Origin of the sequence: Mameliella sp. LZ-28, from assembly GCF_012274245.1 — a bacterium.
GTDB lineage: Bacteria > Pseudomonadota > Alphaproteobacteria > Rhodobacterales > Rhodobacteraceae > Antarctobacter > Antarctobacter albus.
This window is the reverse complement of the sequence record NZ_JAANYX010000017.1, coordinates 20,636-36,292: the sequence shown is the minus strand read 5'-3', so window position 1 is coordinate 36,292 and position 15,657 is coordinate 20,636. Positions and strand designations below refer to the sequence as shown.

At 57.6% G+C, this 15,657-nt stretch carries 15 protein-coding genes and 1 pseudogene; 6 read left to right on the top strand and 10 right to left on the bottom strand.

Annotation, left to right across the window (positions count from 1 at the left end; translation table 11 throughout):
• Window positions 1-133: 133 nt before the first annotated feature.
• A pseudogene (locus G9Q80_RS12230) lies at window positions 134-277 on the top strand (IS5/IS1182 family transposase); the annotation flags it as partial.
• Between the two features lie 82 nt (window positions 278-359).
• Window positions 360-1,037, top strand: a complete 678-nt coding sequence (locus G9Q80_RS12225; protein ID WP_088716003.1) for a GntR family transcriptional regulator — start codon at window positions 360-362, stop codon at window positions 1,035-1,037.
• Window positions 1,038-1,055: 18 nt separating this feature from the next.
• Here G9Q80_RS12225 and G9Q80_RS12220 read toward each other — a convergent pair whose 3' ends face one another.
• From G9Q80_RS12220 to G9Q80_RS12195, 6 genes are all read right to left on the bottom strand, one after another.
• Window positions 1,056-1,475, bottom strand: a complete 420-nt coding sequence (locus G9Q80_RS12220; protein WP_232788254.1) for a PaaI family thioesterase — start codon at window positions 1,473-1,475, stop codon at window positions 1,056-1,058.
• A 7-nt stretch (window positions 1,476-1,482) separates the two neighbouring features.
• Entirely contained in the window at window positions 1,483-2,481 is a 999-nt protein-coding gene (locus G9Q80_RS12215) for a GGGtGRT protein (protein WP_088716004.1), read from the bottom strand.
• Window positions 2,474-3,031, bottom strand: coding sequence for a hypothetical protein (locus G9Q80_RS12210; protein WP_232788255.1), 558 nt, complete (start codon window positions 3,029-3,031; stop codon window positions 2,474-2,476). Before G9Q80_RS12210 ends, G9Q80_RS12215 begins: the two co-directional genes overlap by 8 nt.
• Window positions 3,032-3,313: 282 nt before the next feature.
• Window positions 3,314-4,165, bottom strand: a complete 852-nt coding sequence (locus tag G9Q80_RS12205; protein ID WP_088716006.1) for an aldolase/citrate lyase family protein — start codon at window positions 4,163-4,165, stop codon at window positions 3,314-3,316.
• Window positions 4,162-5,385 carry a CaiB/BaiF CoA transferase family protein gene (locus G9Q80_RS12200; protein WP_088716007.1) on the bottom strand — a complete coding sequence of 408 codons (1,224 nt, stop codon included), beginning with the start codon at window positions 5,383-5,385 and terminating at the stop codon, window positions 4,162-4,164. The genes G9Q80_RS12205 and G9Q80_RS12200 overlap by 4 nt, the downstream gene beginning before the upstream one ends.
• A 22-nt stretch (window positions 5,386-5,407) precedes the next feature.
• Complete coding sequence (locus tag G9Q80_RS12195) at window positions 5,408-6,280, bottom strand: HTD2 family dehydratase (RefSeq protein ID WP_088716008.1); 873 nt, start codon at window positions 6,278-6,280, stop codon at window positions 5,408-5,410.
• A 94-nt stretch (window positions 6,281-6,374) separates the two neighbouring features.
• Here G9Q80_RS12195 and G9Q80_RS12190 point away from each other — a divergent pair, with 94 nt between their 5' ends.
• The 4 genes from G9Q80_RS12190 (at window position 6,375) to G9Q80_RS12175 (ending at window position 10,371) form a co-directional block, all read left to right on the top strand.
• A complete protein-coding gene (locus G9Q80_RS12190) occupies window positions 6,375-7,286 on the top strand; it encodes a LysR family transcriptional regulator (RefSeq protein ID WP_069211038.1) in 912 nt (303 codons plus the stop codon).
• Window positions 7,287-7,357: 71 nt separating this feature from the next.
• A complete protein-coding gene (locus G9Q80_RS12185; RefSeq protein WP_088716009.1) occupies window positions 7,358-8,986 on the top strand; it encodes a GMC family oxidoreductase in 1,629 nt (542 codons plus the stop codon).
• An 8-nt stretch (window positions 8,987-8,994) separates the two neighbouring features.
• A complete protein-coding gene (locus G9Q80_RS12180) occupies window positions 8,995-9,462 on the top strand; it encodes a hypothetical protein (RefSeq protein WP_088716010.1) in 468 nt (155 codons plus the stop codon).
• Between the two features lie 30 nt (window positions 9,463-9,492).
• Window positions 9,493-10,371: an N-acyl homoserine lactonase family protein gene (locus G9Q80_RS12175; RefSeq protein ID WP_198550001.1), complete on the top strand. Its 879-nt coding sequence runs from the start codon at window positions 9,493-9,495 to the stop codon at window positions 10,369-10,371.
• A 175-nt stretch (window positions 10,372-10,546) separates the two neighbouring features.
• Here the strand turns inward: G9Q80_RS12175 and G9Q80_RS12170 are convergent, their stop codons facing one another.
• Genes G9Q80_RS12170 through G9Q80_RS12155 form a run of 4 tightly spaced genes read right to left on the bottom strand, consistent with a single transcriptional unit; the run spans window position 10,547 to window position 15,588 of the window.
• Window positions 10,547-12,025 carry an NAD-dependent succinate-semialdehyde dehydrogenase gene (locus tag G9Q80_RS12170; RefSeq protein ID WP_088716011.1) on the bottom strand — a complete coding sequence of 493 codons (1,479 nt, stop codon included), beginning with the start codon at window positions 12,023-12,025 and terminating at the stop codon, window positions 10,547-10,549.
• Window positions 12,026-12,037: 12 nt separating this feature from the next.
• Window positions 12,038-13,051, bottom strand: a complete 1,014-nt coding sequence (locus G9Q80_RS12165) for an ABC transporter permease (RefSeq protein ID WP_088716012.1) — start codon at window positions 13,049-13,051, stop codon at window positions 12,038-12,040.
• 10 nt (window positions 13,052-13,061) lie between these two features.
• Window positions 13,062-14,033: an ABC transporter permease gene (locus tag G9Q80_RS12160; RefSeq protein ID WP_088716013.1), complete on the bottom strand. Its 972-nt coding sequence runs from the start codon at window positions 14,031-14,033 to the stop codon at window positions 13,062-13,064.
• Window positions 14,034-14,049: 16 nt separating this feature from the next.
• The gene (locus G9Q80_RS12155; RefSeq protein WP_088716014.1) at window positions 14,050-15,588 is read right to left on the bottom strand and encodes a sugar ABC transporter ATP-binding protein; all 1,539 of its coding nucleotides are present in this window, start codon (window positions 15,586-15,588) and stop codon (window positions 14,050-14,052) included.
• Window positions 15,589-15,657 lie beyond the last annotated feature (69 nt).

The following is a 15,657-nucleotide window of genomic DNA, read 5'->3' as shown; positions in this document are numbered from 1 at the left end:
CGCGCCGAGCGCTTGAGCAATTTGAGGGCTCCGCGCCCGGCGCGCTTGCGCCAGACGGGAAACCGGAATACCCAAATCCGACCTGCAGACTCTCGTTATGAATGAGGGACCAGCGGGGCGCAGGTCATAACGGCTGCGCAACCTGGTCGAGCGGTGCTTCAACGAACTGGAAAACTCCCGCCGTGTCGCCACCCGTTACGACAAGACTGCGGAGAGCTTCCTCGGCTTCATAGACATCACGTCGATCAGGCTTTGGATCCGCCAATTGTCAACATGACTTAGCGGCACTTTGTATGAACATCTTCTCATCATACAAAACTAAGTGTATAATTCTGTATGGCGAAGAGGAGGCAGCTTAAATGACCGAGATGGATTTCAAAGTTTCCAAGCGTAACTCGACATTGCGTGGACAGGTCGAGGATAAGATTAGGGCGGCGATCCGTGAAGGCCACTTCGTCCCCGGCCAACGCCTGGTCGAACGGGAGCTATGCGAGCTTCTGGATGTCAGCCGTACCTCGGTCCGCGAAGCACTGCGTCATCTCGAGGCCGAAGGATTGATCAACGTTGTTCCCCATAAGGGGCCGACTGTTGCAGTCATGGATAAGCAAGAAGCACAACAACTCTACGAACTTCGGGCTCTTCTGGAAGGCTATGCAGGCGAACAGTTTGCCCTCACTGGTTCCGAAGAGTTGAAAACAAAGCTGGGAGCGGCACTCTCGGAATTCGAGCAGATCGCCGCATCTGGCACCTCGGGAGAGCTGCTGGAAGCAAAGGCAGGGTTCTACCAACTCCTTCTTGAGGGCTGTGGGAACGTGTTTGTCGGCCAGACGCTTGAGTCGCTTTACAATCGCATCGCTCTTCTTCGGATGACCTCCATGTCGCAACCGGGGCGGCTGGCGCATAGCCTGCAGGAGTTGCGCGGGATCGTTGCTGCCATTCAGTCAGGCGACGGGGTTGCTGCTGGCAATGCATGCAGGCTGCACATTCAGAACGCTGCAAAAGCCGCGCTTAGTGGGATGCCGTCCCAAGCTGCTTGATGTCCCTCCGACGGTGGTTCAGCCTTCGGCACGCCAGTCGATGACAAGCTGCGTTTGCAGGACGATTGCTGCTGCCTTGCCGTCAGGGCGCGAGATCGTCGTTTGCCAAAGACTGGTCGTGCGTCCCGGGTGCAAGCAGACCGCAGTACCTGTTGCGGTCTGGCCCAGCGGGATGGCTCGCAAGAAGTTCGTCTTGCTCTCTATCGTCGTGGTTGTCTTTCCAGGAGGCAGGTTCATGACTGCGCCTGTCCCCCCCAGTGTATCGGCAAGGCTTATAAGCGCTCCGCCGTGTAGCACACCGTTTCGGTTGGCCAGCTTGTCCGTCACCAGCATCTGTCCGACGACCCGTTCAGCGGTGATCTCCAAGAGCTCTATGCCCAGCATTTCCGGAAAAGCCGGCAGAGTGCTGGCTTTCTTGATGCGGTCGTCGAGTTTCACGTAAGCCTCACCGCGCTGCCTGGCATATCGCCACCGCGAGGGACACCGTCGCCCCGACCATCGGGTTATTCCCCATGCCCACAAAACCCATCATATCCACATGAGCAGGCACGGAGGACGACCCCGCAAACTGAGCATCCGCATACATGCGGCCAACCGTATCGGTCAGACCATAAGACGCGGGCCCGGCCCCGTTCTCATCAGGGTTCACAGTCCGACCGGTTCCACCGCCCGACGCCACGGCGAAGAAATCGCGGCCGTTTTGGATGCACCAGCGTTTGTAGGTACCGGTTACGGGATGCTGGAAGCGTGACATGTTCGTGGCGTTGCCGGTAATCGACACATCGACCTGATTGTGAATCATGATTGCCACGCCTTCTTCAACCTCATCAGCACCGAAGCAAAGGATCTCGGCGCGCGGGCCTTGGGTAAAGCGCTTCTCGCCCAGAATGTTGAGTTCCCGCTTCGCGTGGTCCCATTCGGTATGGACGTAAGTAAAACCATTGATCCGCGAAATGATGTACCCAGCGTCTTTCCCAAGACCGTTCAGGATGACCTGAAGCCGCGTTTTGCGCACACGGTTGGCAGAATTCGCGATTCCAATAGCCCCCTCAGCCGCAGCAAAGGATTCATGACCGGCCACGAAGGCAAAGCAACGGGTCTTTTCCGACAGCAACCGCGCGGCAAGGCTACCGTGCCCAATGCCAATCTTGCGGTGATCGGCTACAGAGCCGGGAACGCAGAAAGCTTGCAGTCCTTCGCCAATGGTTTCGGCGATTTCTGCGGCGTCTGTTACGCCTCGGGCGACCGCAATCGCGCCGCCAAGGACATAAGCCCAGCATGCGTTCTCGAAGCAGATGGGCTGAATCTTGCGAACAAGCTCCGCCGTGTTGATGTTGCAATCCTTCAGAAGCTCGTCGGCGTCCTGGAGGGTAGACAAACCGCTTGCTGCCAATGCTGCCTGCACAGAGTCACGGCGGCGTTCAAATCCCTCGATCTCAACCATTGCAAGTGACGCCTTTCTCGGTGATCTGGTCGGAATGCTGTGAACTGCGGCGCGGATCGATGAACCTTGTCGCCTCTTCAAATCGGCCATAGGTTCCAATAGCTGCAGCCAAGGCCTCATCCGCCGAGGCTCCTGCAGCGATTTCCGACATCATCTTGCCAACGTTGACAAATTCGTATCCGATGACTTCGTCGTTCTCGTCCAAGCCCATCCGCAGAACGTGGCCTTCGGTGGTATCGAGATAGCGAACACCCTGCTCTGACGTGCCGTACGACGTTCCGACTTGGCTGCACGCGCCGGAGCCAAGATCTTCCCAAGCCGCACCAACCGGAAGTCCGCCGTCAGAAAACGAACTTTGCGATCTGCCATAGCTCAATTGCAGGAAGAGCTCGCGCATGGCCTTGTTGATAGCGTCACACACGAGATCGGTATTCAATGCTTCGGTCAGCGTTTTGTTCGGCAGAATTTCTGCCGCCATCGCCGCCGCGTGTGTCATTCCGGAACAACCGATGTTCTCGATCAGGGCCTCGTGGATGATACCCTTCTTCACATTCAGTGTCAGCTTACAGGCCCCCATGTGAGGCGCGCAGGTGCCGCATCCGTGGGTCAAACCGCTGATTTGAGATGCATGCCTGACTTCAGTCCATTGCCCCTCTTGAGGTAAGGGAGATGGCCCATGATTTGGCCCTTGGCGCACAATGCACGAGTAGGTCGGTTCCGGAGTGTTTCCGTCCACGGCGATGTTCCCTCTTGTCGAGTCGCTCCATATGATTGTAATACAATAATATGCAAACTAAGTAAAGCGACTCGATTATGTACCTTTTCGGGCGCATCATCGCCGTTCGGCTGCGCTCGCGAGTATGCGACGGGCGCGACGGGCCATTGCTTCATCGACCATGCGCCCCTTGAAGACGCCGACCCCTTCGCGCGCCAAGGCTACGATTGTCTCGGCGTCTTCGATTTCTGCGGATGTAGGAGATAGGGCCACATTGATGAGGTCGATCTGGCGCGGATGAATGGCCGCCTTTGCAGAGTAGCCCAGGTCCATGGAACGACTAAGTTCCTGACGGTGTCCTGCCTCATCATTGAGGATAAAGTACGGGGAATCCAGTGCGATGATACCTGCTCCAGCCGCCGCTGCTGCAATGCGTGACCTTGCATAGGCGAGGCCATTCCAGTTCACTGATATCCCAAGATCGGAGGCCATATCGGCTGCGCCGATCATCAGGGCAAACATTCGCGTATTGCACTGGGCAAGTGCTTCGCACTTGGCCAGACCTGCGACCGACTCGACCAACGCAACCAGTCGGGCTGTCTTCACGTGACGGGTAAACAGACGATCCAGCATTTGCATCTGCCCGACCGAGTCAGCCTTGGGCAGGATGACAAAATCAGGTTGCGCAGCCGTATCCAACAGATCCGCAAGATCCGCCAGTCCTTCCCGACTGTCGAGGCTGTTGATTCTCAGAGCTCGCAGAACCGGCTGTGGAAGTGGTTTGGAGAGCCAGGCCATGGCCTCGTTGCGCGCCATATCCTTTTGATCAGCGGCGACCGCGTCTTCAAGATCGACTATGATCACGTCCGCGCCGCAATCGGCCGCAGAAGCGAGCCGCCCCGGGCGATTTGCGGGGGTGAACAGCCAAGAGCGGACCCGTGGCGGATCTTGCGTTTGCGCTGCCGTCATTTGAGGTCTCCCCCACAAAGCTCTGCGATATCTGCTTCCGAAGCACCAAGTTCGCGCAGCACTTTGGCGGTATGCTCGCCCAGGGCCGGCACCGCATCCATGCGAGGCTCAACCCCATCCAACTGGGCTGGTGGGATCAGCGCAGGGATCGGGCCCACCGGCGACTCGACTTCGGTCCAGCGATCGCGGGCTTCAAGTTGCGGATGCGACCAGACATCTGCCATATCGCGGACAGTTGCATTTGCGATCCCTGCAGCGTCCAGCTTCGCCACAACGCCCTCTGCGGTGTCATCAGAAAAGGCCGCTTCGATTTCTGCTGTCAGTTCCATCCTGTTTTGGACGCGCTGAACATTCGAGTTGAAGCGGGGGTCCACCACAAGATGCTCTCGCTGCAGGACTTCCAAGCAAAAGGTCGCCCACTCGCGCTCATTTTGCAGGCCGAACATGACGCTGCGCCCGTCGCCGCAGCCGAATAGGCCATAGGGGAAGATCGTTGCATGGCTCGCCCCTGTGCGAGGGGGTGGCGGGGCGCCCTTGTAGGCATAGTACAGCGGATAGCTCATCCATTCCGCCAAAGACTCCAACATCGACAGATCGATATGGCTACCCTTGCCGGTCTTTTCGCGCAAAAGCAGTGCCGAGAGGATCCCGGAATACGCGTACATCCCGGCGCAGATATCAGCCAAAGAGATCGAGGCTTTCACCCGCTCTTCGGGCGTACCCGTAACCGACAGGAAGCCTGCCTCGCTTTGGATCAACAAATCGTATGCTTTCCGGTCCCTATGTGGCCCCGACGCGCCGTAGCCGGAGATGTCGCAGATGATCAGGCGAGGGCATTTTTCACGCAGTGCCTCTTCTGACAATCCAAGGCGCGCTGCTGCGCCGGGCGCAAGATTCTGAACCAGCACATCAGCGTTCTGAACCAGATCAAGCAACAGCTTGCCTGCTTTTGGGTTCTTGACGTCCAACGCAACGCTTTCCTTGGACCGATTGGTCCAGACGAAGTGAGAGGCAAGGCCATCAACCCGTTTGTCGTATCCGCGTGCAAAGTCACCGCTGCCAGGCCGTTCAACTTTAATGACACGGGCGCCCAGGTCGGCAAGCTGACGCGTCGCAAACGGGGCTGCGATCGCATGTTCAAGGGAGACGACTGTGATGCCATCCAGCGGCCGCACAGCTCCGGGCCGCGCCTCAAGGGCAGCCAATATCTGTTCGTTCATGATGTGGTCCTGACTTTGCTGTTCAGCGGTTGCGCATGCGGGCGCGAGCTTCGATGGCAACGTTGCCCGCAGAGGTTTCGACCCACAGGATCAGCTCATCGGAATCGGCCTCATTCGGTTTTCCGCAGACGCGGAACGGCGCGATGTCGAACACCGGCGCAACAGCCTTGAACGAGAATTCAAGCATGTCCTGTTCTGGCCGACTGGACCGCGCAAGCTCGGCAAGAAGCGTGGCCATCAATGGTCCGTGCACAATCAGGCCCGGATAGCCTTCGACTTCGGTCACGTAGCGTCGGTCATAGTGGATCCGGTGGCCGTTGAAGGTGAGCGCAGAGTAGCGAAACAAGAGAACATCATCCGGAACAATGGTCTTCGTCCACACCGGATCAGCCGGAGGGGCAACGGGCGCCGGAGCCGGGGCATTCGGCTGCGGCATGTCGCGATAGACGATGTCATGCTCTTCCGTGAGGGCAAGACCCTCTGGTCCGAAGATTTCGTGGCGCACAAGAACGAAGACCAGATTGCCCGTTCGGCCTGATTTTTCAGTGACATTTTCAATGGTCGACACACGCCGCACATCGTCACCGGCACGCAGGGGAGTGTTGAACTTGAAGCGCCCGCCAGCCCACATCCGGCGCGGCAGTGGCACAGGAGGCAGAAACCCACCACGCTGCGCATGACCATCCGGACCTACTTCGGACTGGCGATAGAGCGGCAAGAAATAGATCCAATGCCAAAGGGGGGGGAGTGCCGTCCCATCCTTCGGAAGATCGGAAGGCATATCCAAGGTCGCAGACAGCGCGGCCATCGGAAACGCCGTGATGCGATCTTCACGTGTTTCCGTGCAGCCGATCCAATCTTTCAAGTGATTTTGTGACATGTCCATGGCTTTCATCCCTCCGGTATGACGTTCGCATAGACAGCATCCAGTTCTCAGACCATGCTTTTGTTTCGATAGCAGCCTTCTTAAAACGCGAAGGAACGACGCCATGCGCTTTGACATAACCGACTTGCGCCTGTTCATTCAGGTCGCAGAAGCAGGCAGCATCACCGCAGGTGCGGAGCGCAGCAACATCGCTCTCAGCGCTGCAAGCGCCCGGATCTCCGGAATGGAGGCAGAACTTGGCGTACCCCTTCTAGAGCGCCAACGTATTGGGGTCAGGGTGACTGAAGCAGGGCACGCCCTCTTGCATCATGCCCGCACCATCGACCGCCAATTCGCGCGGATGAAAGGCGAGTTGGATGAATTTGCATTTGGCCTTAAAGGGCACGTCAGGTTGTTTACCAACACCAATGCAGAGACGGGGATGCTGCCCGATATTCTGGCCGCCTTCCTGTTGGATCACCCGGCCGTCAACATCGACCTGCAAGAGCATCTCAGCGAGGAGATCATTCAGGCGTTGCTGGAAGGCATTGCCGATATTGGCGTCCTTGCAACGGGGACAATCCCCGAGGGCCTGGAGTCTTTCTCAATCGGCTCGGACAGACTGGTCCTGATTTGTACGCCGTCACACGCCTTGGCCGGGCGTGGTTCTATCGAATTTTCTGAAGTGTTGGACCAGGACTTCATCGGTCTCCACGAAGAAGCGGCGATGCAAGCTTTTTTGGCGGAAACTGCAGCTCACTTGGGACGCCGAATGCGCTTCCGGATGCGTCTTCGCGGCTTTGACGGTGTCTGTCGCATGGTTGAAAGGGGGATTGGAGTAGCAATTGTGCCTCTATCCTCAGCCGATTTCTTTCGCAGGTTCCTCAGACTGGCAGTAGTTCCCCTCGCGGACTCTTGGGCAGAAAGGCACCTGAAGATTTGCTGCAAAGACGCGGCCGAACTGCCACCACAGGGCCGTAAGTTGGTTCAATTCTTGGCACTGCGGGCGACGACGGATACCCAGCCAACTCACTAAAAATCTACTTGTATGACAATATTATTGTGCTAGCGTTCTCCCTGCCTTGGAAGAGATGGGGGGGGGGAGAGATGTCCAATTCTGGAAGCGCGGATACGTTTGATTACGTAATCGTGGGGGCTGGAACGGCCGGTTGTGTACTTGCAAATCGGCTCAGTGCAGCCGGACATTCCGTCTGCATTTTGGAGGCCGGGCCGAGAGACTGGAACCCGATGATCCATATCCCGGCGGGCTACATCAAAAACTTGTATTCCAAGACGCTGACATGGAATTTCATGTCAGAGCCAGGCCCCGGGGTTGGTGGCCGCAGCTTTTCCTTGCCCCAAGGCCGGGTCCTCGGCGGGTCAAGCTCGATCAACGGTTTGAACTACGTCCGAGGTCAAGCCATCGATTACGACAACTGGGCGGCTGCCGGGAATCCGGGCTGGTCTTATGCAGATGTGCTGCCCTATTTCAAACGGTCGGAAACGAAGATCGGCACGGGTGATCCCAAATACCGCGGTAAGTCAGGCGAACTTCCGATTACCGATCTGGACTGGCACCACCCCGTCAGCGATGCCCTGATCGCCGCCGCCGAAGCGATTGGCATCCCGAAAAACCCGGACCACAACGGCGCGTCCCAAGAAGGAGCCGGCTTCTTCCAACGCACGATGAAGAATGGCTGGCGCTTCAGTTCCGCCAAGGCATTTCTCTACACGGCCCGCAAACGCAAGAACGTCTCTGTTCGCACCAATGCCCACACCAGCCGCGTCCTGTTTGACGGTCTGAAAGCCGTTGGTGTCGAGTACATCAAGGGCGGGAAAGGCGGTGCGACCGTTCAAGTAAACGCACGCCGCGAAGTCATCTTGTCAGCAGGTGCATTGAACTCGCCAAAGATCCTGCAACTATCTGGGATCGGTCCGGCAGACTTGCTGAAGCGTCACGGCATCCCCGTGCTGCACGATCTGCCCGGAGTAGGTCGAAACTTGCGCGATCACTATGCAGTCCGCATGGTGTCCCGGGTCGCGGGCATCCGCACCATCAACGAGATGGTGCAGGGGCCCGCACTTCTGGTGCAGATCCTGCGGTGGCTGGTCGGATTGCCAAGCCCGCTGGCGATCAGCCCGTCGGTGGTTCATATATTTGCGAAATCGGATCCGGCACTGGATCGGCCCGACCTTGAATTCGCCTGTGCGCCTGCCAGTTTCCGCGAAGGCGTGGTGGGCCTACTGGACAAGCAACCAGGTCTGACGCTTGGCGTCTGGCAAGAACGGCCAGAAAGTCTGGGCTATACTGAAATCCGCAGCCGCGATCCCTTTGAACGCCCGATCATCCAGCCGAACTATTTGACCCACCCGGAGGATGTCAAAGCTCTGCTGGGCGGGATTCGTCTTGCCCGACAACTGTTCCGCGCAGGTCCGCTGCAAAAGTATGTGGTGGACGAGACGTCGCCGGCAAAATCGCTGGAAACCGACGATGAACTTCTGGATTTCGCACGACAGAAGGGCACGACTGTTTACCACATGATCGGGACGGCACGCATGGGCCCGGCAGAAGATCCGGACACAGTGGTGAACCATAAGCTTCAGGTACATGGACTGCAAAATCTGCGGGTGATCGACGCTTCGATCATGCCATGCATGCCTTCGGCCAACACCAACGCGACAACCTACATGATCGCGGAAAAAGGGTCCGACATGATCTTGGCCGAAAAGGTCTGAGGCCAGACATGCCCGATCCCCAAACCCTGTTTCCCGAGAACGACCGACTACGGGTTTACACCGATGCAATGGTGCCGTGCTTTGAGAGGACGCAAGAAAGCGCCGCACGCCTGGCGGGCCTGCTTGTCGAAGCCGAACTGGTAGGATGCAAGAGCCGGTTTGACAATGAATCGCTTCACCTTGGCCTGAAGGCGCGGGATGAAGCCGTCTGCCTGCTGGCGAGCGTCGATGTCAGCAAGGCCGATGCCCACTTCCATCACCATGCCTCGCTTGCCTTGGAGCGGCTTTGCCAAGCATGGGCAGCTTTGGAAGATCGCCGCCAAGGCTTGGTTGCTGCCCTCGACCCGTTGCCGATGCTGCAAGCCGCCTGGCGAGAGATGCAGGCCGCATCGCGCATCTTGCCAGGCTTTGACACCGTCGATTTTCGCAATTCCTGCTGCGCGATGCACCAGCAAATTGCGGCGTCCCCGCACTAACCAATCCTGCGCGATATCAAGGAGGAGAAAATGTCGGCTTACTCGATTTGGATTCTGGAATACGCCAACGTTCCAGATGCACCGACCAGTTCGCTGGTCTATGGTCAACACAATGTCGGCGTCGAGAAACTTCCCTACGCCTACACACTTCTGCGCGGAAACGGGATGAACATTCTGCTTGATTGCGGGATGAACGCCGCCTCGCATGGGATGGAATTCGTGAAGCGCTATAACGTCTCGGACTGGATCAGTCCGACGCAGGTTTTGGCGGAAGTTGGCTTGGCTCCCGAAGATATCACCCACTGCATCCTGACCCACGCGCATTTCGATCACATGGGCGGGTTGGAGCTGTTTCCGAATGCAAAATTCTACATCCAGCAGCACGAATTGGAATCCTGGGTTTCAGCAATGGCGATGGAGCGCCGTTTCCGCTGGTTGATGCGGGCCACCGACACGGGCGATATGATCTACGCGGTCCAGCTCGCTCGCGAAGGCCGGATGATCGGTGTTCCAGGGGATGTGGACAACCTCTTGCCTGGTATCGATGTGCGGCTCGCCAAGGATACGCATACAGCCGGATCGCAATACGTGGTAATCCGAAACGATCAGCGCGCAGAGAGTGAAGATGTCTACATCTATACTGGCGACTTGATATACCGGCATGAAAACCTGCATGGCGGCCAACCCGATGATCCGGAGTATCTGCCGGTGGGCTACGCTTTGGGAAGCCAGACGAACCTTGTGATGGCCAGTGACGAGGTGATGAAAGGTGTGGGCCACGACATCCGCCGTGTTCTGATCCCACACGAAGGCAAGATGACCACGCTCTACCCGTCTCGGGTCTCGAAGAGCGGCCACTACATCGTTGAAGTGGCTTTGAGAAAAGACGACACATCTCGCGTGGCCTGAAGCCGGTCGCGGGTCACGTTGGAAGGGGCGCATCACTGTGCCCCTTTTTGCTGGACACGTCTGTATCAAACCAGCGGACGAATGGGTCCAATTCCAAAGAAAAACCCGGTCCGCAACGATGTGCGGACCGGGCTCTACTCTGCCAAGCGGCCAGGACAGGGAGTGTCAGATCGCGTTACGCGATGCCGCCAAGACAGAGGTATTTGATCGACAGGAAGTCATCGAGGCCGTACTTTGATCCCTCGCGGCCAAAACCGGACTGTTTGACCCCGCCGAAAGGCGCGACCTCGGTCGAAATCAGCCCTGTGTTGATCCCGACCATGCCGTATTCCAAAGCTTCGGCGACTTTCCAAACTTGGGTGAGGTCATTGGCATAGAAGTAGGAGGCCAGACCAAACTCGGTATCATTGGCAAGCTTGATGACCTCTTCGGCGGTCTCGAATTTGAACACCGGGGCCAGGGGCGCAAAGGTCTCTTCACGCGCGACTTTCATGTCAGCGGTCACATCCTTCAAGACGGTCGGCTGAACGAATGTGCCGCCAAGAGAATGCGGTTCAGCCCCCGTGACAACCGAAGCGCCTTTGGACAGGGCGTCTGCGACGTGGTCATCAAGCTTTGTCTTGGCGTCTTCGCTGATGAGCGGCCCCAGCACGGTTCCGTCCTCGAAACCATCGCCAACCTTCATCGAAGCGACGGCAGCGCCGAGCTGTTCGACGAACCGGTCATAGATACCCGCTTGGGCATAGATCCGGTTCGCGCAGACGCAGGTTTGTCCGTTGTTGCGGAACTTCGAAACCAGTGCCCCTTGAACGGCTGCGTCCAAATCGGCGTCATCAAACACGATGAACGGTGCGTTGCCGCCCAGTTCCAGGCTGAGTTTGAGGATCTTCTTTGCGCCCTGCGCCATCAAAATGCGCCCGACCTCTGTCGATCCGGTAAAGGTCAGTTTTTTGATGATCGGATTGGAACACACCTCCTCGCCGAACGCGCGCGACTGCGAGGTCGGAAGCACACTCAACAACCCCTTGGGCAGGCCTGCGCGTTCAGCCAGGGTGGCAAGCGCCAGAGCGGAGAGCGGGGTTTCAGCAGCAGGTTTGAAGACCATCGAACAGCCAGCAGCAAGCGCTGGCGCAAACTTACGAGCAACCATCGCTGACGGGAAGTTCCACGGCGTAATGGCCGCCACAACACCCACAGGCTGTTTCAGAACGATGATACGTTTGTCACGATGGTGGCCGGGGATGGTGTCACCATAGATCCGTTTGGCCTCTTCGCCGAACCACTCGATATAGCCTGCACCATAGGCGATCTCGCCGCGGGCCTCTGAAATCGGCTTGCCCATTTCAGAGGTCAGAATGATGGCCAGATCCTCCTGGTTGGCCATCACGAGGTCGTACCACCGGCGCAGAATTTCCGCGCGCTCCTTGCCGGTTGCTTCGGCCCAGAGCTTCTGCGCAGCATCTGCAGCTGTGATTGCCGCGCGGACCTCGTCCAGCGACATGTCCGCAACTTCGGCCAGAACCTCGCCGTTTGAAGGATTGCGAACCGTGATCCGTTCGCCAGACTTGGCATCGACCCAATCACCCGCCAACAAAGCTTGTTCACGCACAAGGCTTGGGTCCGAGAGACGATTCAGAAGTGTAGAAGCGATCATTCGACCGACCTTTCAGATTTGATTTCGGATATGCGGGGCGCGAGCGTAAATCGCCACCATGGGAATAATCAGCGCGCCAATGACAGCTTGTTGAGACGCGAAGCTGAGGCCAAGGCCAACCAATAGTGATGTCAGCACGGTCAGCACGAGCACGCCCAGGACTGTGGCACCGTAGCCCCCTGCCCCTCCCAACAGCGAGGTTCCACCGATAACCACTGCAGCAACGGTGGTGAAAAGATAAGGATCGCCCACCCCTACGAAACCGCCACCCGAAAAGCCGAGAAGGAGCATTCCTGCGACAGCCGACATGGCACCAGAGATGGCGTGAACCGTCACCCAGGTCTTGAATTCCGAAATTCGCAGACGCTGTGCGGCCGTCCGGCTTCCACCAAGCGCGTAAATGCCAAGCCCGAACCAAGTGTTGCGCATGATCCAGACCATGATCGCAGCAATGATGGCCCAGATGAACACGACCGGCGGCATGGCGATGCCGAAGGTCTTGCCGTTAAAAGCTGCAAGATTGCGCAACCAGTCCGGAATTTTTGCGAACACGGTCCCGCCGAAATCAGATCCGATCGACGTATAAATCTGCGTCGCCCCAACGGTTGCAAAGCCGATGGCCAAGGACATGATCAGCGCTTGGCCTTGAAGCCGGAAACTCAGGGTTCCATTCAAGCTGCCAACCAAAGCACCTAGCGCAATGACGACCAAGATCGCGACGGTAGGGGGGAGCCCAGACAGCAGCAGGCTTGGCAGCAGGATATTCGCCGACCCGATCACGAACGGGATCGAGAGGTCAAGCGCACCCAACAGCGCACAGAGGGTTTGCCCAAGGGAGGCGATTCCAAGGAAGGCGGCAAGAAGCAGAATTGACCTGAGGTTCTGAACTGAGATGAACCCCGGAACGAGCAGACCGCCCAAAAGGACCAGAAGAACCAGCAGACCCGAGCCGATCAATATGGATCGGTCCAACGGTAGTTTGAGTTTGGAAGTTTGATGCGCGCTTTGCGAGTTTGTCATGGTCATGTCAGCCTCTTCAAGCCTTGGAGTTGGGTTGGGTGGCGAAGACGTTGATCAGGAGCGATATCGCCAGAATAGCGCCGTAGGCCAGCGAGGTGATGAACCCCGAGAGGGAGCCAAAGTTGAAGGATCCAAGCAAATACGAGATCAGGAACATATTCAGGGCACCAAGAACCGCCCCCGTCGCCCCGCCTCGGCCTCCCGCCAGGCTTGCACCGCCAAGAACAAGTGCCGTCACTGCTTGCAGCGTGTAGGTTGAACCTTGAGTAGGATCACCCGACGAAATCAGTGCAGTGTAGCTGAGCGCTGCAAATCCGGCGAACACCCCACCGAGTGCGTAGGCCAAAAACCGGATCAGATCGACGCGGACCCCTGCCGTGTAGGCCATTCGCTCATCGGCCCCGACAAGACGCAGTTGGCGATGAAAGCCCGTCCGTGTCACAAGGCCCCACAGGCACAATGCAGCAATAACCAGCCATAGGATCGGCGAGAAGATTTGCGGCTCTCCACCGCCGGCCCAGCTGTACATCCAGTCGGGGGCGACCCCACCCGGGCGGCTCATGACCATGAGATTGACCCCGGTCAGGATCAGATAGCCGGACAGAGCGACAATGATCGGTGAGATCCGCACATAGATCACGATCAAAGCTTGGATACCTTGATAGGCAGCTCCGGCCACCAGAGCCCAAAGGCAGAAGAGGATAGGATTGGTGATCCCGTTCCCCGACAACCAAGCAATCAAGGTGACATTCAGAAAACCAATCAGCGGCCCGACAGACAGGTCAACTGCGCCCCGACCCGCCATGACAATGGGAGTCAGGCTCAGCGTCGCAAGGATCAGCGGTGCCGAGACGAGAATAGCGTTCGCAATCCCGGAGACGCTGTAAAGCCGAGGAGCCTGAACGGCGGCAACCAACAGAAGTACAACGAAAAGGACCGTCGGAACTGTCAGAGACCCAAGACCGCGCAACTTGTTTGAAATGTTCATCTTTGCGTTCCTCGGTTCAAGCGATTTCGACGTGAGTGCCAAGCGGCTGACCAAACATGGCTGCCAGCATGGCTTCTTCCTCGATCATTGCGCCCTCTAGCGAGCGGAAGATCGACCCATTGACAAAGACATCCACGCGATGCGCGAAGCCCAGGAACTCTTCGATTTCGGAAGACAGGTAGACGACCGATCCACCACTGCGGGCAAAGGCTTGCAACTCTCGATAGAGATCGCGCTTGGTTCCCAGATCGACACCCCGTGCTGGATCGTTCAAGACGATCACACGCGGTTCATCGGCAAAGGCTCGGGAAATCAGTACCTTTTGCTGGTTGCCACCAGACAAGGACGTAATGCGGTTGCTTATGGGACCGGTCTTGATCTTCAGCCTGTCGATTTCCTTTTTAAAAAGCTGATGACCGAGGCGCCTGTCGACTTTGCCCATAAATCCCAGCTTGCGGCGATAGATCCCCATCGCGAAGTTCTCGAAGATGCTGCGCTGTGGGAAGATGCCTTCCCGTTTTCTGTCCCCGGATACCCAAGAGACATGTAGGTCATACGCGTCGTCGAGTCCGGAAATCGGCTTCGGTTGCTCAGCCTGATCAAGGCATATGACTTGACCCGATGCCGGTGCGGCGATGCCTGCCAAGATCCGCGCGAACTGGTCTTGTCCTTGGCCGTCAAGACCAGCAAGGCCAACGATCATCCCAGGCTGCAACTCGAAGTCAAAAGGGGCAGTGTCCGAGGACACGCAAAGCTGGCGCGCCGTGATGATGGGAGGAGTAGTTTCAAAACTTGGATCACTGAAAGCGACCGGCGCAGCCGCCAGGGTCCGGCCCGCCTGTGTCATCAGTTCCAGCAGCCGCGCCTCGGTGATCTCGTGCTTCTCAAGCACCCCAACGGCCGTGCCGTCGCGCAAGATCGTGGCGCGATCTGCAATGCGTACGAGTTCGGCAATACGGTGCGTCACGATCAGAACCGTGCAGCCTTGATCGCGTAGACGTTCAATCTCGGCATGCAGCCGGTTCGTCGCGCCAAGATCCAGAGCAGCCGAAGACTCGTCGAGAATCAAAACTTTGGGCTGACGCAAAATTGCGCGGGCGATCACGATCCACTGTTTGATGTTTAGTGGCAGTGTCCCGACGTTCGCACGAAGGTCAATCGGATGGCCAACGCAGCGACGTAGAATTTCGTCCGCTTCACGGACCTTTTCAGCGTAGCTCTTCCCGTTCGACAGCAGCCCGTCTGAACCGACATACAGGTTGTCGATGACGTTGGCTTCATCCGCAACGAGGACTTCCTGAAAGATGGTAGCGATACCGCGTTCGCGCGCATCAATTGGAGACGTTACTGGACTGCCGAATACCTCGACGGTGCCCGTGTCATGCATGAGAACTCCGGAGAGGGTCTTCGCCAGAGTGCTTTTCCCGCTGCCGTTCTCTCCGACGATGGCATGTACCTCGCCCGGGTAGGCATTAAAATTGCAGTCCGTCAGAGCACGAGTTTCACCAAACCGCTTGGACAACCCGCGAACTTGAATAGATGTGGGGCTCGTCATGATTTTTCCTTCCGCCCGGGTCGGTAGAGAGGATCCCGGTCGCATTGACCGGGATCCATCGTTCAAAGA

Coding starts and splice junctions, on each gene's coding strand:
- G9Q80_RS12185 (WP_088716009.1), top strand. CDS start 7,358: ATGTCCAATTCTGGAAGCGCGGATACGTTTGATTACGTAATCGTGGGG.
- G9Q80_RS12205 (WP_088716006.1), bottom strand. CDS start 4,165: ATGACGGCAGCGCAAACGCAAGATCCGCCACGGGTCCGCTCTTGGCTG.
- G9Q80_RS12225 (WP_088716003.1), top strand. CDS start 360: ATGACCGAGATGGATTTCAAAGTTTCCAAGCGTAACTCGACATTGCGT.
- G9Q80_RS12180 (WP_088716010.1), top strand. CDS start 8,995: ATGCCCGATCCCCAAACCCTGTTTCCCGAGAACGACCGACTACGGGTT.
- G9Q80_RS12195 (WP_088716008.1), bottom strand. CDS start 6,280: ATGAAAGCCATGGACATGTCACAAAATCACTTGAAAGATTGGATCGGC.
- G9Q80_RS12190 (WP_069211038.1), top strand. CDS start 6,375: ATGCGCTTTGACATAACCGACTTGCGCCTGTTCATTCAGGTCGCAGAA.
- G9Q80_RS12175 (WP_198550001.1), top strand. CDS start 9,493: ATGTCGGCTTACTCGATTTGGATTCTGGAATACGCCAACGTTCCAGAT.
- G9Q80_RS12215 (WP_088716004.1), bottom strand. CDS start 2,481: ATGGTTGAGATCGAGGGATTTGAACGCCGCCGTGACTCTGTGCAGGCA.
- G9Q80_RS12160 (WP_088716013.1), bottom strand. CDS start 14,033: ATGAACATTTCAAACAAGTTGCGCGGTCTTGGGTCTCTGACAGTTCCG.
- G9Q80_RS12200 (WP_088716007.1), bottom strand. CDS start 5,385: ATGAACGAACAGATATTGGCTGCCCTTGAGGCGCGGCCCGGAGCTGTG.
- G9Q80_RS12155 (WP_088716014.1), bottom strand. CDS start 15,588: ATGACGAGCCCCACATCTATTCAAGTTCGCGGGTTGTCCAAGCGGTTT.
- G9Q80_RS12170 (WP_088716011.1), bottom strand. CDS start 12,025: ATGATCGCTTCTACACTTCTGAATCGTCTCTCGGACCCAAGCCTTGTG.
- G9Q80_RS12165 (WP_088716012.1), bottom strand. CDS start 13,051: ATGACCATGACAAACTCGCAAAGCGCGCATCAAACTTCCAAACTCAAA.